This is a genomic window from Bacillus sp. ISL-35, assembly GCF_018613355.1.
Classification (GTDB): Bacteria; Bacillota; Bacilli; order Bacillales; family Cytobacillaceae; genus Mesobacillus.
This window is the reverse complement of sequence record NZ_JAGGQK010000020.1, coordinates 105,011-125,300: the sequence shown is the minus strand read 5'-3', so window position 1 is coordinate 125,300 and position 20,290 is coordinate 105,011. Positions and strand designations below refer to the sequence as shown.

The 20,290-nt window shown below is 43.9% G+C and carries 17 protein-coding genes; all 17 read right to left on the bottom strand.

The features are described 5' to 3' along the window. Positions 1-137: 137 nt before the first annotated feature. A complete protein-coding gene (locus J7E38_RS20830) occupies positions 138-1,238 on the bottom strand; it encodes a BMP family lipoprotein (protein WP_214704151.1) in 1,101 nt (366 codons plus the stop codon). Between the two features lie 88 nt (positions 1,239-1,326). After that, a complete protein-coding gene (locus J7E38_RS20825; protein WP_214704148.1) occupies positions 1,327-2,052 on the bottom strand; it encodes a GntR family transcriptional regulator in 726 nt (241 codons plus the stop codon). Between the two features lie 309 nt (positions 2,053-2,361). After that, positions 2,362-4,698 (bottom strand): DNA translocase FtsK, encoded by a 2,337-nt coding sequence (locus J7E38_RS20820; protein WP_214704147.1) that lies wholly within the window; start codon positions 4,696-4,698, stop codon positions 2,362-2,364. Positions 4,699-4,880: 182 nt separating this feature from the next. After that, positions 4,881-5,093 (bottom strand): YlzJ-like family protein, encoded by a 213-nt coding sequence (locus J7E38_RS20815; protein WP_214704144.1) that lies wholly within the window; start codon positions 5,091-5,093, stop codon positions 4,881-4,883. Further along, the gene (locus J7E38_RS20810; RefSeq protein WP_214704291.1) at positions 5,090-5,839 is read right to left on the bottom strand and encodes a ClpP family protease; all 750 of its coding nucleotides are present in this window, start codon (positions 5,837-5,839) and stop codon (positions 5,090-5,092) included. Before J7E38_RS20810 ends, J7E38_RS20815 begins: the two co-directional genes overlap by 4 nt. Positions 5,840-6,019: 180 nt before the next feature. Further along, the gene (locus J7E38_RS20805; RefSeq protein WP_251030412.1) at positions 6,020-7,690 is read right to left on the bottom strand and encodes a ribonuclease J; all 1,671 of its coding nucleotides are present in this window, start codon (positions 7,688-7,690) and stop codon (positions 6,020-6,022) included. Positions 7,691-8,137: 447 nt separating this feature from the next. Then, entirely contained in the window at positions 8,138-9,004 is an 867-nt protein-coding gene (gene dapA / locus J7E38_RS20800; protein ID WP_214704142.1) for a 4-hydroxy-tetrahydrodipicolinate synthase, read from the bottom strand. 53 nt (positions 9,005-9,057) lie between these two features. Then, entirely contained in the window at positions 9,058-10,302 is a 1,245-nt protein-coding gene (gene dapG / locus J7E38_RS20795; RefSeq protein WP_214704141.1) for an aspartate kinase, read from the bottom strand. 42 nt (positions 10,303-10,344) lie between these two features. Beyond that, positions 10,345-11,394 carry an aspartate-semialdehyde dehydrogenase gene (gene asd / locus J7E38_RS20790; protein WP_214704139.1) on the bottom strand — a complete coding sequence of 350 codons (1,050 nt, stop codon included), beginning with the start codon at positions 11,392-11,394 and terminating at the stop codon, positions 10,345-10,347. 374 nt (positions 11,395-11,768) lie between these two features. Continuing rightward, the gene (gene dpaB / locus J7E38_RS20785; RefSeq protein WP_144474921.1) at positions 11,769-12,365 is read right to left on the bottom strand and encodes a dipicolinate synthase subunit B; all 597 of its coding nucleotides are present in this window, start codon (positions 12,363-12,365) and stop codon (positions 11,769-11,771) included. Then, the gene (gene dpaA / locus J7E38_RS20780; protein ID WP_214704137.1) at positions 12,362-13,264 is read right to left on the bottom strand and encodes a dipicolinic acid synthetase subunit A; all 903 of its coding nucleotides are present in this window, start codon (positions 13,262-13,264) and stop codon (positions 12,362-12,364) included. The genes dpaB and dpaA overlap by 4 nt, the downstream gene beginning before the upstream one ends. Before the next feature lie 380 nt (positions 13,265-13,644). After that, positions 13,645-13,890, bottom strand: a complete 246-nt coding sequence (locus J7E38_RS20775; protein WP_214704134.1) for a YlmC/YmxH family sporulation protein — start codon at positions 13,888-13,890, stop codon at positions 13,645-13,647. 108 nt (positions 13,891-13,998) lie between these two features. After that, positions 13,999-15,231, bottom strand: coding sequence for a M16 family metallopeptidase (locus tag J7E38_RS20770; RefSeq protein WP_214704133.1), 1,233 nt, complete (start codon positions 15,229-15,231; stop codon positions 13,999-14,001). A gap of 84 nt (positions 15,232-15,315) precedes the next feature. Further along, on the bottom strand, positions 15,316-16,281 hold the full coding sequence (locus J7E38_RS20765) for a polysaccharide deacetylase family protein (RefSeq protein ID WP_215038898.1): 966 nt from the start codon (positions 16,279-16,281) through the stop codon (positions 15,316-15,318). Positions 16,282-16,448: 167 nt separating this feature from the next. Next, positions 16,449-18,566 carry a polyribonucleotide nucleotidyltransferase gene (pnp, locus tag J7E38_RS20760; RefSeq protein WP_214704125.1) on the bottom strand — a complete coding sequence of 706 codons (2,118 nt, stop codon included), beginning with the start codon at positions 18,564-18,566 and terminating at the stop codon, positions 16,449-16,451. Positions 18,567-18,858: 292 nt separating this feature from the next. Then, entirely contained in the window at positions 18,859-19,128 is a 270-nt protein-coding gene (gene rpsO / locus J7E38_RS20755; RefSeq protein ID WP_214704121.1) for a 30S ribosomal protein S15, read from the bottom strand. Between the two features lie 124 nt (positions 19,129-19,252). After that, positions 19,253-20,206 carry a bifunctional riboflavin kinase/FAD synthetase gene (gene ribF / locus J7E38_RS20750; protein ID WP_214704120.1) on the bottom strand — a complete coding sequence of 318 codons (954 nt, stop codon included), beginning with the start codon at positions 20,204-20,206 and terminating at the stop codon, positions 19,253-19,255. Between the last annotated feature and the right edge of the window lie 84 nt (positions 20,207-20,290).

The following is a 20,290-nucleotide window of genomic DNA, read 5'->3' as shown; positions in this document are numbered from 1 at the left end:
ATACTGGAACAGAACTTCTGGAAAAAGATTAAAAGACTTTTGAAAGATTGAAAATATTCAAGTCCTTATTTCAAAAATTTACCGTTCAGACTTTAATAGACAAAAGAGACGGAAAGAACCGTCTCTTTCACTCTATTTTACTTAAACAAATCTCCTTGTTCAGCAGAGACTTTAACTTCTTCAGACTTGATCTTTTCGTAAACTTCCTTCACCTTGCTAACAGTTTCATCGCTTAGGTTAGGGTTTTTGTCAGGAAGACCGATACCATCGTTCTTTGCATCGAAAGTCAGAGTTTGTCCGCCAGGGAATTTGCCATCAAGTTCAGCCTGAACCATATCGTAAGAAACCTGGTCAAGCTTCTTCATTGCAGAAGTCAGGATAACTGATTTGTCGCCTTCGTACTTACCATCTTCGTACTGGTCAACGTCTACACCAACGATCCAAACTTTTTCGCCTGATTTAGCGCGGTCTTTCGCTTCTTTAATAGCACCTACTCCAACACCGCCTGCAGCTGTGAAGATGACATCAACGCCACGGTCATAGTATTGTGCAGCAATTTGTCCGCCAGCAGCAGCATTATCAAATGAACCTTGATAGATAACGTTTTCTTGTTTGATTACTACATTTGTGCCAAGGTTTTCATTAGCATACTTAAGACCTTGCTGGAAGCCCCAGTTGAACTTCTGTACAGCAGGGATTTCCATACCGCCGATGAAGCCAGCTTCACCTTCTTTTAATTCTTGAGCAGCTGCTACACCAGCTAGGAATCCTGATTCGTGCTCTGCGAAGAATACAGCGACTGTGTTATCTTTTACAACAGGGTTGAAGTCCCCATTATGTGGATTTCCGTCAAGAATGACGAACTTAGCATCTTTATATTTATCTTGGGCTTGGAAAACAGCAGTTTCGAACTTAAAGCCAGGTGTAACGATAAACTTATATCCTGCGTCGTATAGGTTACCCATTTCTTTTAAGTATTCAGCTTCAGTAGTTCCTGCAGGCTTTAGGTACTTTGTGTCAACACCGAATTCGTCTTCAGCCTTGAGGATACCTTCCCATGTTCCCTGGTTGAATGATTTGTCATCAATTGTACCAGCATCCGTAACCATACCAACTTTTAAATCTGACTTCTTGCCACTGTCGCCGCCTTTTTCATCGCTATCGCTGCCACAGCCAGCTAACATTGTGCCTGCTGCCAAAAGCAATGACATTACCAAACCAAATTTACGCTTTTTCAAGGCTTGTACCCCCTAGAGAATGTTTGTTGGATTTCGCAGGAATGTTCTGAAAAACCGAATAGTTAGCGTTTTCATAACTCAGAAAAAATTAAACTCTCTTTCTAAGAACATGAAAACTGAACTTATCGGCTTTAAAGTAATTTACTGAATAAAGGATCGGCACGTCATTTTCATCGAAATGCATCTGCTTCAAAACTAGCAGCGCTGTTTCAGGTTCACATTCCAGGATCGGCGAAATCTTTTCATGATAGCCTATCGGCTCGATTTGCGCGACCGCATATGTAACTTTCCTGTTCGACATGACTTCAAGGAGATGAAGCAATGATTCATCTTCATATGAAAAGTCACCAGACAGGATTTTTCCGGGGATTTTGTCCAGACAATAGACAACTGGCTCCCCATTTGCGGTCCTTACTCGTTCAATCAAAGTAATTTCATCATCCAAAGAGCATGTAAAACGACGGATATCCTCTTCAGTTGGCCCAGTTGTCGTAGAGTTCAAAAAGATGGTCCCTGGCTTCATCCCGGCCTGTTCAATCATTGCGGTAACACTGTTAAGCTGCTCGATTCCTGAAGAAAACAATGGTTTGGCATTAACAAAAGTACCTACACCATGCCTTCGGATAATGACATTTTCTTCTTCAAGAATCCGTAAGGCTTCCCTTAGTGTAGCTCTGCTTACGCCAAGCTGTTTGGCAAGATCGAATTCTGATGGGAGTTTTTCTCTTTCTTTATAAACACCCTTCTGAATATCCTGCTTCAGGTGATCGATTACTTGTAAATACAGGTGCCGGTTATCTGATTTGATCGACATGAGGCGTTCCTCCAACCCTTTTGCTCAAAGACATCAGACCTCTGATGTATAGCATTCCTACTAATCGAAAATACTATAACACTTTTTCAAAGATAAATAAATAGCGTTTCATCATTTTGTCGAAAAAAGCTAGAAAGACCAAAATTGTCAATTTTTCCGGGACAAAAAACCTATGTTTCTGATATAATTGTATTTTGAAAGCGTTTTTAATAGTATGACACTATTAGTTGTTACAAGTGCTATTTACCTATAAACAAGAATAAAAGCCGGATGCATGCATCCGGCTTTTTACTCAGTCACAATCACTTCTTACGCTTCTTCTGACTTAGCCACGAGGACAGTCCGTGGTTTGCTGCCTTCATATGGGCCGACAATTCCGCGAAGTTCCATCTCATCAATCAGTCTGGCAGCACGTGAATATCCGATCCTGAACCTTCTCTGGAGCATTGATACAGATGCCGTCTGCATCTCGACGACAAGGTCGACAGCATCATTGTATAGATCATCCTCGACTTCTGAAGTATTCTCAGGGACATCTTCAGGAATCATTTCCTCCTGGTACTGCGCCTTCTGCTGCCCGATTACATAATTCACAACTTCTTCTACCTCATCATCTGATAAAAATGCTCCCTGTACCCTGACAGGCTTCGAGGCGCCAACAGGCAGGAACAACATGTCTCCTCTTCCCAGCAGCTTCTCAGCGCCGCCCATATCCAGTATCGTCCTTGAGTCTGTCATTGAAGATACGGCAAATGCGATTCTTGAAGGTATGTTCGCTTTGATCACGCCGGTAATGACATCGACAGAAGGCCTCTGGGTAGCGATGATCAAATGGATGCCTGCAGCTCGGGCCATCTGTGCAAGCCTCGTAATCGAATCCTCGACATCAGAGGATGCGACCATCATCAAGTCTGCGAGCTCGTCCACAATAACGACAATGAAAGGCAGTAGTGGCTGCTTGGCTTCTTCCTCATTATTGTACCGCTTGATATATTCATTATAGCCTTCTATGTTTCTTGTTCCGGTATGTGAGAAGAGTTCATAACGTCTTTCCATCTCATTGACCACTTTCTTGAGTGCCTGTGATGCTTTTTTTGCATCTGTTACCACTGGCGCCAGCAAATGAGGAACACCATTGTAAACATTCAGTTCGACCATTTTGGGGTCGATCATCATCAGTTTGACCTCATGAGGCTTGGCCCTCATCAAAATGCTTGTAATGATTCCATTTATACAGACACTCTTACCGCTGCCTGTCGCACCGGCAACAAGAAGATGGGGCATTTTATTCAATTCTGCCAGTACTGCTTCGCCTGTAATATCTCGTCCAAGTCCAATCTGGAGCTTTGACCCTGGTTTATTATGCTGCTTTGATTCAATGACCTCCCGTAAAGAAACCATTGCCACCTCTGAGTTTGGAACTTCTATCCCGATTGCAGACTTACCTGGAATCGGTGCCTCGATCCTGATATCCTTGGCAGCCAAAGCAAGCGCCAAATCATCATTCAGGCTCACAATCCTGCTGACCTTCACTCCGACATCCGGATGGACTTCATATTTTGTTACTGCTGGTCCGAGATGGACCTGGGTCACCCTTGCTTTCACTCCAAAACTATGGAATGTCCGCTCAAGCTTGGCCGCATTTGCATGAATCAATTCATATTCGCCGCTCTGGTCGGTTTTATTCGGCAGTTTCAATAAATCAATTGGCGGCAATTCATAAGAGGTATTCTCTACCTCTGTAAAAGTAATCGGCTGCTGCAGGTCGTCACCCTCGTCTTCGGATTTAGTTTCCGCTTTAGCTTTCTTTTCCGGCTGCTGTACTGGTGTTTCAGAGGGAGCGGCATATGCTCGCTCTGCAAAGCTGGATATGAGTGGTTCTGGAGCCGGTTCCACTGGAATGTCAACGGTCCTTTCCACAGATTCCTCTTCAAGGGTTGGCTGCTTACCTTCATTTTTAGTCTTTTTAGCTTCTTTGTTTTGAGCTGTTTTCTTTTGCTGCTGATTTTCTTTCCATTGCTTTAGATCCTCAATGAATGAAAGCCATTGATCTCTGATGAACCTTCCAATCGGCGCAATAATTTTACCCGTAACTTCTGTAAAGGTTCTGCCTGTTACGAGAATTCCGCCAATGATGATCAAAAGGAACGCAATCAGCTGAGAGCCTGCTGCATCGAATAAATAGTAAAACAACGCAAACATCACAGCGCCAATCATACCTCCGCCAAGGTCTGTGGTGCTTGTCTCGCCTTTCGCTTCCATGACATATAAATCAAAGGTATTCTTGATGACACTGGGGTCTTCAAACTTCCCGCCATTGGATAAAAGTTCAAATAACGTCACATGACTTAGCAACAAAATCGCACCGATAATCAAGTATGTACCAATCAATTTAGTGTGGAAAATAAAAGGGAGACGTCTTTTCCACATGATAAAGATGCTAAATACGACCAGCCCAACGAGACTGAGCATATACCATTCGCCGAAGAAAAAGCGGAAAAACATCACGATTGTTCTTCCGACAGCGCCCAGGTCCGCCATCGCAATGATGGCCAATGCGAGCAAGGCTAACCCGGCAAGTTCATATTGAACGGTTGTTTTTACTGCATTCTTCTTTCTCGATTGCCGTCTTTTCTTTTTGGCCATTATATATCACCTGAATCTATATAGCTTCACTTACAGCATAATCAACAAAACGAACCTTCAAACTTCAGTAAGAAGAAAAGCAGCCCTATCCGGCTGCCCAATGCTGAGTGTATCCATATTATATCATATTTGCCAGTTGAAACGGCACTTCGTTTTATTATGCACATAAAAACAAAACCATTCTAAGTAAGCGAAATGGTCGACCCAGGTTTACATATTGGGTCCATATAGTGATTCGGATCCGTACTCATCACCCTGACAATCCGGTATTCATTTTGTTCAGTCCATTCAGCCATTAACGGGATTCCGTTGTAGGAAATCATAACCTGGTTGATCGCTTCTTCCTCGCTGTAAGGGAAAACCTGTTCATAGGGCATCATTGTATACAGGATCATTGTACGATCACTTCTGACTTTGGTTTATTAATATCGATCAGTTCATTGAGCTTCTTCATTGCCTGTCCGATGCCGCCGACTTCATGGATCAAGCCCATGTCCACTGCGTCATGGCCAACGACATTTGTTCCAATGTCCCTGGTCAGGTTTCCTTTGGCAAACATAAGCTCTTTGAATTTTTCCTCAGGAATGTTCGAATGCTTTGTCACAAAGTTAACAACTCTCTCTTGCATTTTATCCAGGTATTCAAAGGTTGCTGGAACACCAATTACCAGTCCGGTCAACCTGATTGGATGAATCGTCATCGTCGCTGTTTCGGCGATAAACGAGTAATCGCAGGATACCGCGATCGGCACACCGATTGAATGGCCTCCTCCCAACACGATAGAGACTGTCGGCTTCGAAAGGGAAGCAAGCATCTCTGAAATGGCAAGACCCGCTTCTACGTCGCCGCCAACTGTGTTTAAGATGACAAGAAGCCCCTCGATATTCTGGTTTTGCTCAATGGCAACAAGCTGCGGAATAAGATGCTCATACTTTGTCGTCTTGTTATGTGGCGGCAGCTGCATATGGCCTTCGATTTGGCCCACAATCGTCAAGCAATGAATTTTCGAATCCTGGGACAGCTGCGGTACATTCGTCTGGCCCAGCTGCTGGATCTTTTCTAGAAGACCAGATGGTTTATTTTCCTGTTCCCCTTGTTGCCCCTGCTGTCCATCCTGGGTTTCTGCATTGTTTAAATTCATTTCCTTATCCATCCTTTTATGCTCCCTTCAGGCATGATAATTTTAGTATGAACATCATCATCAATTTCATTCCGGCAGCACTTTTTACGAAGGTTGTTTTCAAGAATTTTATCAAAAGCGCATATAATTTGACTCTTGAACGATAAAAGCACTGGCAGTTGAGCCAGTGCCTTTCGTTTATCATTTTACTTCCATTAATATTGGCATAATCATTGGACGGCGTTTTGTTTTTTCAAATAAATATTGATGCAGGGAATCGCGCATATCCTGCTTTAAGCCAGCCCAGTCGAACGGGTCTTTTAGAAGATTTTTTTCAACGATTTCCCTAATAAGAGAGGCTGACTCTGCCATCAGTTTTTCTGATTCGCGAACATAGACGAACCCGCGTGAAATAATTTCTGGTCCGGCAGCAATTTTCCTGTTTGCTTTATTCAGTGTCACGACAACAATTAAAACACCATCCTGTGAAAGCAGTCTCCGGTCACGGAGGACGATATTACCCACATCTCCTACACCGATTCCATCAATCAATGTGTTTCCTGCCTGCACTTTTTCTGTGAACTTTAGTTTCCCGCCAGAAATCTCAATGACATCTCCACGGTCGGGTATGAAAATATTTTCTTCCGGTATGCCACATGATTGAGCCACTTTTTTATGTGCCTTCAACATCTTATATTCACCGTGTACAGGAACGAAGAATTTTGGATTCATCAGGTTGATCATGAATTTCAATTCTTCCTGGCTTCCATGGCTTGAAACCTGGACACTTTTCTTGCTCGCCACTACGTTCGCGCCTGCCCGGTAAAGCATATCCATTGTTTTGTAAATGAATACTTCACTTCCCCTTAGAGGAGAGGCAGCGAACAGGACAGTGTCCCCTACCTTGATATTCACCTGAGGATGGGCTTGCTTAGCCATTTTCTGCAGGGCTTCAATTGGCTCTCCCTGGCTGCCAGTCGTTAAAATAACGACTTCAGCATCAGCGTACTTCTTGAGGTCATCCACACCAATGAGCAAGTCACTTTCAACTTGAAGATAGCCGAGATCCAAAGCGATATCAAACACCCTTTTCAGGCTTTTTCCAACCACCGCTACCTTGCGGCCATGCGAAGCTGCACTGTTGAAAAGATGCTGGATCCTGTTTAAATCCGAAGCAAAGCAGGCAGCAATGATACGGCCACTTGCATTATAAAAAACACTCGATAGCTCCTCTATAACGGTTGTTTCAGAAGGTGTGTAACCAGGTTTTTCAGCTTCTGTACTGTCCGAAAGAAGGCAGAGAACCCCTTGCTTGCCAATGGCGGCCATCCTTCCGATATCCGGTTTATACATCGGTGCTGCTGCCTGGTCGAACTTAAAGTCCCCTGTATGTACAATGGCCCCTTCCGATGTATGGATGCAAACTCCGACAGAGTCTGGAATACTATGGTTTGTCTTAAAAAATGATACGGAAACCACTTCAAAGTCCAGTTCGGTATCTGCCGTAATTTCATGGAATTTAACTTTTTCGGTAAATTCCTGCTCCCTCATTTTTTCCTTTGCAAGCGCAAGAGTAAGCTTTGTTCCATATACTGGTACGTCCATTTTTCGTAGGAGGTAGGTCAGCGCCCCTATATGGTCTTCATGACCATGAGTCAGAAAAATCCCTTTTACCCTTTCACTGTTAGCATTCAAATATGAACAGTCCGGAATGACAATGTCGATCCCCAGCATTTCATCTTCTGGAAACATCAACCCGGCATCCACCACAAAAATATCATTGTCCACTTCGGTGACATACATATTTTTACCGAGTTCCCCAACGCCACCAAGTGCAATGATTTTAATGTTTTCATTTTTCTTTTTAATCAATTCTATGCTCCTCCTATGTAGTTATCTCCCGAACGAAATCAGTTAAAATCATTATACTTGATGGCAGAAAACCTTTACAACTTTATTCTCCGGTCACTATTATTAGCGGATATCCATATGCGGGAAAGGAAAAGTATCATCAAAACTTTTTTATCCAAAGAACAAAAAGCGCAAGCGCCTTGTTCAGCCCCGACAAGCGCTGGAGGGCCTGACAGTGAAGTCGTTCTTTGACTTCATTGGCAGGACCGAAATCGAAATGTATAGCCGACTGCCCNNNGAGTTGAAGTTTCGGAGTTTCTAGGAGACGACACTAGACAAGCGTCTCGAGGGGCTAGGCGCTGGAGCTGGATATAGAAACCCATTTGCAGTTATCCACACAAAAATGCTTTTATAATTTCCTATAAAATAAAATAAAAAAAGGCCAGCCTCATCAGGCTGGCCTTTGTACTATTCGAATAGATTCGCTACCGCTGTTCTTTCTTGTTCTGTCAATGGCACCATTGGCAAGCGTACTGAGCCGACGTCGAGGCCTTTTAGCTGCAATGCCGTTTTCACTGGTCCAGGGCTTGGTGCGGCAAACAAACCTTGCATGATTGGAAGCAGACGCTGGTGCAGTTTTGCTGCATCCTCGTTTCTTCCGCTGAAAAATGCTTCAATCATTGCTTGCATCTCGTTACCAATGACATGGGATGCTACAGAGACGATTCCAGCTCCGCCGATAGCAAGCACTGGAAGTGTCAACCCGTCGTCTCCGCTGTATAGAAGGAAATCATCAGGTGTGCCGGCAATGATTTTTGTCATCGCGTTCAGATCGCCGCTCGCTTCCTTGACAGCCACGATATTCGGGATTTCAGCCAGCTTGATTACCGTTTCAGGCTGAATATTGACTACAGACCTGCCAGGAATGTTGTAAACCATAACCGGCAATGAGGTAGCTTCAGCTGCCGCTTTAAAGTGCTGGTAGAGTCCTTCCTGGTTAGGCTTGTTATAATACGGGGCAACGATCATTATTGCGTCCACACCAATTTCTTCGGCTTTTTTCGTTAATTCGATCGTAGCATAAGTGTTGTTGCTGCCTGTGCCAGCGATGACCGGAACTCTTTTATCAACGACTTTCACGACATGCTGGAATAAAGCGATTTTTTCTTCCTTTGAAAGAGTGGGAGATTCACCTGTCGTTCCCGCGACAACTAGTGAATCGGTGCCGTTCGTAATCAAATGGTTGACTAACTGGGTCGTTTTTGCGAAATCAATGTGACCTTTATGATCGAATGGGGTCACCATTGCTGTAGATACTCTTCCGAATTGAACCATTCCTGTTCACTCCTATTCTCAAAAGCTTCCGCCTGCATAGGCTGGAAGCCATTTTATATATCGTGTCTTTCGAACTCTATTGTTTCTTCTTCGAGCTGGAAAGCATCATGAAGTGCATTCACTGCCTTTCCCAAATCCTTCTGTTTGACCAGAACCCAAATGGTTGTGTGGCTGTCAGCGGATTGGAGGATGCGGATGCCCTTTTCGGATAACGCTGTAACGATCTTCGAGGTCACCCCAGGAACACCTGCCATACCTGCTCCTACGACAGAGACCTTCGCACAATTTTTCTCAATCTGCGGAGTGTGGCCTAAACCTTCGAGGACCTTCACCGCCCGGTCTGTCATTTCATCCAGCACCGTATACACTACTCCATTTGGAGATATATTGATGAAATCCACGCTGATGTTTTCATTGGCCATAGCCTTGAACACTTCTGATTGTAGATTGTATTGATCCTTTTTGGCAAAAACTTTGATTTGGCTGACATTCGAAACATGGGCGATACCTGTAACAGGACGCTCCTTGATGTCAGTTCCTTTATTTTCGCGATTCAGGGTAGTAACCAGTGTCCCGAGGCCATCGGAATACGTGGACCTGATCCTGATCGGTACTTTTGCCTGCATGGCAATTTCAACAGCACGAGGGTGGATGACCTTCGCGCCCTGATATGCCATATTGCAAACTTCGGTATAGGTCACCACGGAAAGCGGCCGTGCGTTATCCGCTATCCTCGGGTCGGCTGTCATGATTCCCTCTACATCGGTGAAAATGTCAATCCATTCAGCGTTCAAAGCTGCACCCAAAGCTGCCGCGGATGTATCACTGCCGCCTCTTCCGATCGTTGTCACGTCCCCATTTTTGGCTGCTCCCTGGAACCCAGCTACAACAACAACATCAACATGGTCCAGTTCCCGCAGCAAACGGTCACACTTCATATCCAGGATCCTTGCGTTCGTATGCTCGCTGTTCGTCCTGAACCCCGCCTGTGCACCGGTCAGCGCAGTTGCATTGATGCCATTCTCAATCAGCATATTGGTAAAAACGACACTCGAGATCGTTTCCCCGCATGACAGCAGCAGGTCATGCTCGCGCTTGCTGATCCTGCTCTCATTTCCTCCAATCAGGCTTAGGAGGGTATCTGTGGCGTAGGGGTCACCCTTCCTGCCCATGGCGGAAACAACCACAACTGCTTTATATCCGTCAGCAACCGCATTTTTAATATGGCCTATTGCGTGACTGCGGCTTTGCTCATCACGAACAGACGTACCGCCAAATTTTTGAACGATTATTTTCATCGTAACACCTCAGAAATTCTGTCATTAAACCTACTATGCAAATTATTTTACAAGTCCAAGCTTCACAAGGCTTTCAGCAATCTGGACAGAGTTCCACGCAGCGCCTTTGAGCAGATTATCTGATACAACCCACATGTGGAAGCCTTTATCGTTATCAAGATCCTTCCTGATCCGGCCTACGAATACATCATTTTTGCCTACACAGAATGCAGGCATTGGATATAATTGCTGTTCCGGATCATCCTGAAGCACTACTCCAGGTGATTCTGCCAATAGTTCCTTCACTTCTGATGCGGACACTCCGCCTTCGCCAATTTCAATGTACACTGATTCTGAGTGGCCAGTTCCTACAGGCAGGCGCACACATGTAGCTGCAACCTGAAGCTCAGGCATATGCATGATTTTCTTTGTTTCATTGATCATTTTCATTTCTTCATACGTGAATCCATTCTCAACGAATGTATCAATTTGCGGAATCGCATTGAAGGCAATTTGGTAGTGCTTTTCTCCAGATTTGACAGGTAGGATCTTCGGCTCATATTCCTTGCCATCGAGGATTGCCCGAGTTTGTTCCTCCATCTCCTCCACCGCTGCTGCACCTGCACCAGAAACTGCCTGATAGGTTGAGACGATGATTTTATCAAGTCCGTACTTCTTGCGCAGGGGCTCCAATGCCACAACCATCTGGATCGTCGAGCAGTTCGGGTTGGCGATGATTCCATTATGATTATGCAAATCTTCTTCATTCACTTCTGGTACTACCAGCGGAATATTTTCATCCATTCTGAAAGCACTTGTATTGTCGACAACAATTGCACCTCGTTTTACAGCTTCCGGGGCCAATTGTTTTGAAACACTGCCTCCGGCGCTGAAAAGGGCAATATCCACTCCTTCAAAGCTTTCCGGTTTTGCTTCCTGGACTGTAATTTCGTTACCTTTATATTGAACCTTCGTACCAGCAGATCTAGATGAAGATAGCAATAATAACTCTGAAACTGGAAAATCCCTGTTTTCAAGTGTCTGGATCATTTGCTGACCCACTGCTCCTGTTGCTCCCACTACTGCTACTCGGTAACCTTTTCTCTCTGACATAACTGTTTCCCCTTCCACTGCCAATATCGTTTTCATATCCGGCAAATGCCGGTTGTTTGAACATAAGTATATCGGCGGCTCAAAAGAAAAGCGCAAGCGCCAAGGCCTGCCCAGCAACACCTCCTTCGTCCGAACCAATGCGTTCACTGGATACCGGTGGACGTTCTCCCAGGTTAAAACAGGCCAGGCGCAGAGTCTGGACATTTTACTTGTCTTAAAAACCGCCTTGTATATTATCCTATATTTTATCATATTCAATCACTAAGGAAAGAAACATTTTGCTTCACTGACGGAGAAAAGCGTTTCCAGTTAGAATATTCATCTCGTTTGTCTAATTTTGTCTTGATTAGGTGATATCGTTCCTTGAACTTTTTTTAGTTATCCTTATAACGTTCAACCAGTACTGGCTGCAGCTGCTTTCCTTCCATCGCCTCCAGAACTGTTTCGGAGAGCATTTCCATTCTGGCAACCATTGAATTTGGTTTTTTTACCGGATCATCCTGGCCGAAAGGAATCATGAAAATATTCTTGGTTGCCATTAGTCTCATCAGATTGACGCCATTGAGTCCTAATGCATCATTCGTGGAAATGCCGAGCACTACTGGTTTCTGGTTTCTTAAGGTTGCTTTCGCCGCCATCAAGACTGGTGAATCTGTCATGGCATTTGCGAATTTGCTCATGGAGTTCCCGGTGAGAGGCGCAATGACCATGCAATCCAGTGGGATTTTTGGGCCAAGAGGCTCTGCCTTCACAATTGAGTCGATCACCTTATTGCCAGTGAGCTCTTCAATCCGCTGTACCCAATCCTCTCCTTTCCCAAAACGTGTTTCTGTATTTTTTACGGTGAATGTGACTACCGGCAAAACTTCTGCACCAGCATTCACTAATTTTTCAATTTCCGGAAAAACAGCGTCATAGGTACAATGCGAACCTGTCAATCCAAATCCGATCTTTTTTCCTTGTAAACTCATACTTCTTTCTCCTTTCGATTAGAAAAGTCTTCCATTAGCAGCTGAGAAAGAACATTCGCTAAAATCTGCCCGGCTGTTTTCGGGGCTACGATCCCCGGCAAACCCGGCGCAAGCAAAGCCTTGATTCCCCGTTTTTCCGCATAGCGAAAATCCGTTCCACCTGGTTTGGATGCAAGGTCAATGATCAAGGTATGTGCCGGCATCCTCGAAATGACGGAAGCAGTAACAATTTGGTGAGGAATAGTATTGATGCATATATCGCTATCAGAAACTGCCTTGCCTATGTCTGATAAAAGGAAAGGTTCTAATCCCATTTCCGTAATCCTTGCAATATGCTCGCTTTTCCGGGCCCCTACCTTAACCTTCGCTCCAAGCGCATGGAAGGTTCTCGCAACACTCATACCGACTCTGCCAAGACCCAGAACAGCGACCTTGGAACCATGTATCGTAAAATCCGTGTGCTGGATTGCCATCATGATCGTTCCTTCCACCGTCGGAATCGAGTTATAGATGGCGACATCATCACGGGAGAATAGCTGTACGAGTTTGCGGTTTGCCTGGCTGGAAATTCCGGTCAAATACGAGTTACTGATACCTGAATAAACTGTACAGTGTTCCGGAGTCCGTTCCAGCATTTCTTTTATGAGTACTACTCTTTCATTTGAGAAAATGGTTTCGACCTGACCCTCCAGGCTGGTTCCGGGAACTGGCAGGATCAAAGCATCCTGTACTGAAAAATCAACTTCATCTATCTTTTCTTTTGAGGCACCTGTGAAAGCATGGTCCAACTGCTCGAAGCCTATTAAAGAAAGCTTTGCATCAAGCTCTGTCAGCTTGCGAATAATCTCCAGCTGTCTCGCATCACCGCCGATAACCGCGATTTGCATTCCTGTCAGCATGAGAACAATCACCTTCTTTTCCATTAATCCTGGACTAAAATCTATTCAACATGAACTACTTCCACATCATATGTATCAAACGCGGAATAGGTGAGTTTTCCACGAAAGAAAAGCGCCGACCATGTCAGCGCTTGAACTCATTAATCTTGTTATCAGCAAAAAAAATAAGCCGGCATTTAGCCCGCTTTTACTCATGGCTGTTTTCGTAAAGATTGTTGTTAAATTCCTAAAGCCGATTTTAACGTAATAGAATACATATTGCGAAGGTCGGTATAAAGTTTACATGCTCTTTTCTCATAAAAAGCGTCTTCCTTACAAGGGTAAACAGCTAATTCAATCCAATTTTGTATTCAATAGCAACAAAGTTTGAGAAAAGAGCCTTACTCATCATCATCAGGTATATCGATGATGATCATATCTGAACCAATTTTCTTGATGTGCTTCCATGGAACCCTTACCTCCCCGGATTGCTTACGGAGGCCAAACCATTTTAAGGATGGAATGATCAATGCTTCGATCTGCCCGGTTCTCTCGTTGATATCCAAATCTGTTTGACCAAGTACCCCTAACCTTTCAGCCCTTTTCACATCAACAATTTCTTTGCCGCCAAGTTCACTCAGTTTCATGATGAACCTCCCTGTCACTTTGTCCTTATTCTATATGTATCGTTCCGGATTCCTTTTTAGAATATAAAAAAACAGCAGCTTCTTTAAGAAACTGCTGTTCTGGTTTTATTAATGTGTTGGGAGCTCGCCGCTAGGGCTGATCAGGGATACTGAGTACTGGTCTGTAAAAATATTATTGGCCATGCCGTCAACACGGTCTTTTGTCACTTGATCGATTTGTTCGACGATTTCATCAAGAGAGCGATGCCTTCCAAGCAGAAGCTCATTTTTCCCATTCCTGCTCATGCGGCTGTTTGTGCTCTCAAGGCTAAGCATCAAACTGCCTTTAAGCTGTTCTTTGCTGTTATTAAGTTCTTTTTCCGTAATGCCATCAGCGCGAAGCTTATCCAGTGTCTCCTGGATTGTATCATATAGAACGTTCAGCTGATTTGCACCGGTTCCGCCATAAATTGTCACCATTCCGCTATCCCGGTATGCAGAATGATAGGAAAATACAGAGTAGGCCAGACCGCGCTGTTCCCTGACCTCCTGGAATAACCTGCTGCTCATGCTGCCGCCGAGCACATTGTTAAGGACGATCAGGTTGTATACGTCAGAATGGCCGATCTGCAACCCTTCGAATCCAAGGCAAAGGTGAGCTTGCTCAGTCTCTTTCTTGCGTGATACTTGTTTCGCATGGAATTCAGGTTTGATGTATTCCATCTTTTCGTTGCTTGCTTCGTATGAGCCAAAGAATTGTTCTGCATTTTTAATGAACGATTCAGGAACGTTCCCGGCAATTGATATGACCACATTTTCCGGCCTGTACATTTCATGCATGTACTGCTCCAATTTTTCCCCTGTGAAGGTTTGGAGCGTTTCCTCAGTACCAAGGATCGGATACCCAAGTGGATGGTCACCGTAAATGGCCTGGCTCAGCAAATCATGGACGATATCATCAGGCGTATCCTCATACATTTTGATTTCTTCATTGACTACATTCTTCTCTTTATTCAATTCTTCAGAGTCAAAAGTAGAATGGAAGAACATATCAGCCAATACTTCGAGAGCATACTGGGCATGATTATCCAACACCTTCGCGTAATAGCAAGTATATTCTTTCGAGGTGAATGCATTCACCTGCCCGCCAATACTGTCAAAGGATTCAGCAATTTCTCTTGCAGACCTGGTTTTGGTGCCTTTAAAAAACATATGTTCAAGGAAATGGGAAATTCCATTGTTCTCTGGATTTTCATTACGGGACCCCGTCCCGATCCAAACACCGATAGCTACTGATCGGACTGTAGGGATTTCTTCTAGTACGATTCTTACACCGTTTTGGCATGTATATTTCTTTATCATTATATTCCTCCTCTGGAACCTGCTGCTAAAACTACTGCATTTACTAAGTATAGTCCATTTAACTTACTTTTTCCAAATACAATGCTATTCTTTCATATTTTTTGCCGGAAGTATTCGATTTTCACTTAACATGTCTGATACCGTTCCTATTTGCAGCCCCTTACTTTTGATTTCCGTGATTAATTGGTCTAACGACGAAGCAGTCGCCTCGGTAGGATGCATCAGGATCAAGGCTCCATTATGAACCTTCCCCATCACTCTTCCAATCAGCTTTTCCCGGGTAGGTTTCTGCCAATCGATTGTATCTACGCTCCACATTACTGTGCCCAAATTATGGGCAGCTGCAATGTCAACTACTTCATCCTTATACGAGCCGCTTGGTGGTGCAAACCATTTAGTCTTTTCACCTGTCACAGCTTCAATGACCTCATCGGTCTTTCTGATTTCCTCATTGATTTTAGGGGCTGAAAGTTGTTTCATATCCGGGTGTGTGAAGGAGTGGTTGCCAACTTCATGCCCTGCATCTGCAATCATTTTGGCCATCCCCGGATTATTTTTTACCCATCTTCCCTCCAGAAAAAAACTTGCGGTAACATTATGTTTTTTTAATGTGGCAAGCATACCGGAAAGATACTCATTTCCCCATGCCACATTGATGATAAAACTGACCATTGGTTTCTCAGGATGTCCTTTGTAGACTGCCTGAGGCGGCAAGTCACTTAAATGAATTTCAGGCGGCACTTGGATATAGACAAGTTTATCAGGATTGAATTTGCCATCTTTTTTCATCTTGGCATATGATTTTTTTACATCGACTTTTAGTCCATTATAGCCGGGAATTACCTTCCAGACTGGATCCTTCCTTGCGTCAGAGGGTTCTACCTCAAAGTCTTTTGCCTTCATTTCAATCTCCGCGATTAAGGAATCCTCTTTTCCTGAAACAGCCATCGTTCCCGTTTTAAGTCCTGCTACATATGTATGGGAAAATGGATTATTAACCATGGTCCAGGCTGCAATCAGCATGATAGAAACCAATGCAATTTTTCTCATTTTCATCTATGTGCCTCCTCTTCTGTTAGGCCTCTAAAGCTTTTATGTTCGTCACCGAGTAAAGAGGGCCTTATTTTACTTTATGAAGCAGAAGGACAAGGTAGAACGAGAGTGATTTGTACGCATACATAAAAAGGCCGGGGGGTTCCCCGGCCTTTTTTATACTCTTATGATTGTTTTTCAGCTTTTTCGCGCTGTTCTTTCAACACTGCTTTGCGTGAAAGATTTACTCTTCCTTGTTTGTCAATTTCGGTGACCTTGACAAGGAGTTCATCGCCAAGCTTAAGAACATCTTCGACTTTTCCTACTCGCTCTTCAGCAAGCTCAGAGATATGGACCAGACCATCTTTACCAGGGAAGATTTCCACGAACGCACCAAACTTTTCAATGCGGCGGACCTTTCCAAGGTACATTTCTCCTACTTCAACTTCACGGACAATGTCTTCAATGATTTTCTTCGCTCTTTGGATCATCTCTTCATCTACTGAGCCAATAAATACCGTACCATCTTGTTCGATATCGATTTTTACGCCAGTTTCTTCGATGATCTTGTTGATTTGTTTACCGCTTGGCCCAATGACGTCACGGATTTTATCAGGTTTGATCCACATAGTGATGATTTTTGGTGCATATTTTGAAAGCTGTTCACGTGGTTCTTTGATCGTTGCGAGCATGGATTCAAGAATATGCATACGGCCTTTTTTCGCCTGTTGTAAAGCTTCTTCAAGAATCTCACGGGATAATCCTTCAATCTTGATATCCATCTGCAGGGCTGTAACACCTTTTGCAGTTCCAGCAACTTTGAAGTCCATGTCTCCAAGGTGGTCTTCCATACCCTGGATATCTGAAAGAATTGAATAATGTTCTCCAGATTTGATCAGACCCATTGCAATACCTGCAACCGGAGCTTTGATTGGCACCCCTGCATCCATTAGCGCTAATGTACTAGCACAAATACTTGCCTGTGAAGTAGAACCATTTGATTCAAGTACTTCAGATACAAGACGGACAGTGTACGGGAAATCTTTCTCATTCGGAATTACAGGCTCAAGAGCTCTTTCACCAAGTGCTCCGTGCCCGATTTCACGTCGGCCCGGCCCACGGATTGGACCTGTTTCACCAACAGAGAATAATGGGAAATTGTAATGGTGCATGAATCGTTTTTCTTCTTCTATTCCAAGACCGTCAAGAATCTGAACATCACCCATTGCACCTAGCGTACAGATGCTTAGTGCCTGAGTTTGTCCCCTTGTGAACAATCCAGAACCATGCGTTCTAGGAAGCAAGCCTACTTCAGAAGAAAGCGGTCGGATTTCATCGACTCCACGGCCGTCTGGACGTACTTTTTCTTCAGTAATCAAGCGGCGAACTTCACCTTTGACAATTTTATCAAGGATTTGTTTCACTTGCTTAAGCTTGTCTTCGTCTGCTTCCTGCTCTTCATAGCGGCCAACGACAGCATTTTTCACTTCTTTGATTGCATCTTCGCGAGCGTGCTTTTCCTGTACCTGGATAGCAGAAATCATATCCTGCTCACAAGCTCCGCGAACTTCAGCTTCAAGATCTTTATCTAATTCAAAAAGTTTAATTTCTCTTTTTTCTTTACCAACCTGAGCGACGATTTCCTGTTGGAACGCAATCAGACGCTTGATTTCATCATGACCGAACATGATTGCTTCGAGCATCACTTCTTCAGGTACCTCTTCAGCGCCTGCTTCAACCATGTTGATTGCATCCATTGTACCTGCCACTACCAGGTGCATATCACTTTTTTCCGCTTCTTCAACAGATGGATTGACTACGAATTTACCATCGATCCTTCCGACAGTAACACCAGCGATAGGTCCTCCAAATGGGATATCAGAAACTGAAAGTGCCAAAGATGAACCAAACATTGCGGCCATTTCTGATGAACAGTCTTGATCGACACTCATGACAATGCTGATTACCTGTACATCATTACGGAATCCATCTGGGAATAACGGACGGATTGGACGGTCGATCAAACGGCTTGCAAGGATCGCTTTTTCACTAGGGCGGCCTTCTCGCTTAATGAAACCGCCAGGGATTTTCCCGACAGCGTATAGTCTCTCTTCATAATTTACAGTCAAAGGGAAGAAATCTAGATTCTTCGGTTCTTTTGACGCAGTAGCTGTACTTAATACAGCTGTATCTCCATAACGGACAAGGACTGCACCATTTGCCTGCTTTGCAAGCTGTCCGATTTCGACTGTCAGCTTGCGCCCTGCCCAGTCAAAGGAAAAACTTTGTTTTTCTTGTACCATACTTTTTAGCCCCTCTCTACCACAAAATACACCCTGGCTGAGCCCGGGTATTTATTTAAACATGCTTGTCATATAACCAATATACCTTAATAAACAATGATAAAACCATAAACTGTCCTATCCAGCCCTGCATGTATGCTAGTCCATCAACAGGTACTTTAAAGGGAGTCACGTTAAATGTCTTTTATGTTATATTATCTCCAAAAAACGAGCACTTCATATCAATCAAAGGTTATGTAAAGGACAAAAAAATTGCCTAATAAAAAAGCGGGATAAATCCCGCTTTTACAGACTATCTACGTAGACCAAGCTTGTTGATTAACTCGCGGTAACGAGCAACATCCTTGTTACGAAGGTAAGTCAAAAGATTACGACGCTTACCTACCATCTTTAGAAGACCGCGACGTGAGTGGTGGTCCTTTTTATGAACGCGTAAGTGATCGTTCAAAGTGTTGATTTCTGCAGTAAGGACAGCGATTTGAACTTCTGGAGATCCAGTGTCACTTTCGTGAACCTTGAATTCATTGATAAGTTCGTTTTTACGTGCTTTTGTGATTGCCATCCGTGTTCACCTCCAATATTATAATCCCCTGTTACCGAGCAAGCGTCGGTGACTCGACTTGCCAAGCAAAGGTTCGTTTTTGATACGTTAATAAGAATACATCTTTTTACGACAAAAAGCAAGTCTAACCCTTGTTTTTTTCAAAGTATACGACCGCTTCTTGCTTATCTTTTTCGATTTGGGCAACAAGCTGCTGAATACCCTCGAATTTCCGTTCGCTTCTCAGGCGGAGGTGCCACTCGATAACGGCAGATTCCCCGTAAATTTCTTTATTGAAGTTAAAAATATGGACTTCTATCGATGGTTTTGCTTTTTTCTCCTGGTGGAAGGTTGGCTTATAGCCGACATTGCAGACCCCTTCATGCCATTTGCCTTCAACCTGGATTTTCACAGCATAAACACCTGTTGGCGGGAGGATGTATTCTTCATCCATCAGCACGTTCGCAGTCGGAAAACCGATCGTTCGTCCTCTCCGCTCTCCATTAATCACGATTCCTTTTGTTGTAAAGTATCTTCCAAGCAAATGTGGCATTTCATCTACTTTTCCATCTCTCAAGAATCCGCGGATCAAGGTAGAGCTTACCTTTTCATCTTCTTGAGTTGACAGTTTGGATACTACAGTAAAATCAAATTTCGACCTGGAATGGAATTGGATTGTCTCCATATTCCCCTTGCCCATCTTACCATATGAGTAATCGAAGCCGGCTACGACGTGTTGGACATTCAGCCCAATGATATATTGATCCACGAATTCCTGGGGCAATAGACCGGAGAATTCGGTGGAGAAGGTGATTACAAATAAGTAATCGACCCCCATTTCTTCAATCAATCGGGCCTTTTCTTCCAATGGAGTGATGTATTCTACATGTTGGACACTTTTACCCAGCACGACTGAAGGGTGGGGATCAAATGTCATGACCGCGCTCTTTACTCCCCTGGCTTCAGCTATTTTTTTCGCTTCCCTGATCACCTGCTGGTGGCCCAGGTGAACTCCGTCAAAATAGCCTAATGCGATGGCCATTGCCGGAAAGTCTTCTATTTTATACCCATGAGGATGGTTTAGCTTAATCAATTCCACGATTTAACTCACCTTTTCTGACCCAGCTGCTCTTTTAATCAGGACTTTTATTCGATCACTGATTTTGTATCCTAGTGTGGCAAT

Bases quoted from the DNA above. Each gene is read 5' to 3' on its own strand.
- J7E38_RS20820 (WP_214704147.1), bottom strand. From the start codon at position 4,698: ATGGCCAAAAAGAAAAGACGGCAATCGAGAAAGAAGAATGCAGTAAAA.
- J7E38_RS20765 (WP_215038898.1), bottom strand. From the start codon at position 16,281: ATGAGAAAAATTGCATTGGTTTCTATCATGCTGATTGCAGCCTGGACC.
- dpaB (WP_144474921.1), bottom strand. From the start codon at position 12,365: ATGAGTTTACAAGGAAAAAAGATCGGATTTGGATTGACAGGTTCGCAT.
- J7E38_RS20825 (WP_214704148.1), bottom strand. From the start codon at position 2,052: ATGTCGATCAAATCAGATAACCGGCACCTGTATTTACAAGTAATCGAT.
- pnp (WP_214704125.1), bottom strand. From the start codon at position 18,566: ATGGTACAAGAAAAACAAAGTTTTTCCTTTGACTGGGCAGGGCGCAAG.
- J7E38_RS20775 (WP_214704134.1), bottom strand. From the start codon at position 13,890: ATGAAACTGAGTGAACTTGGCGGCAAAGAAATTGTTGATGTGAAAAGG.
- J7E38_RS20815 (WP_214704144.1), bottom strand. From the start codon at position 5,093: ATGATCCTGTATACAATGATGCCCTATGAACAGGTTTTCCCTTACAGC.
- dapA (WP_214704142.1), bottom strand. From the start codon at position 9,004: ATGGTTCAATTCGGAAGAGTATCTACAGCAATGGTGACCCCATTCGAT.
- asd (WP_214704139.1), bottom strand. From the start codon at position 11,394: ATGTCAGAGAGAAAAGGTTACCGAGTAGCAGTAGTGGGAGCAACAGGA.
- rpsO (WP_214704121.1), bottom strand. From the start codon at position 19,128: ATGGCAATCACAAAAGCACGTAAAAACGAACTTATCAATGAATTCAAG.
- J7E38_RS20770 (WP_214704133.1), bottom strand. From the start codon at position 15,231: ATGATAAAGAAATATACATGCCAAAACGGTGTAAGAATCGTACTAGAA.
- J7E38_RS20810 (WP_214704291.1), bottom strand. From the start codon at position 5,839: ATGAATTTAAACAATGCAGAAACCCAGGATGGACAGCAGGGGCAACAA.
- dapG (WP_214704141.1), bottom strand. From the start codon at position 10,302: ATGAAAATAATCGTTCAAAAATTTGGCGGTACGTCTGTTCGTGATGAG.
- dpaA (WP_214704137.1), bottom strand. From the start codon at position 13,264: ATGCTGACAGGAATGCAAATCGCGGTTATCGGCGGTGATGCGAGACAG.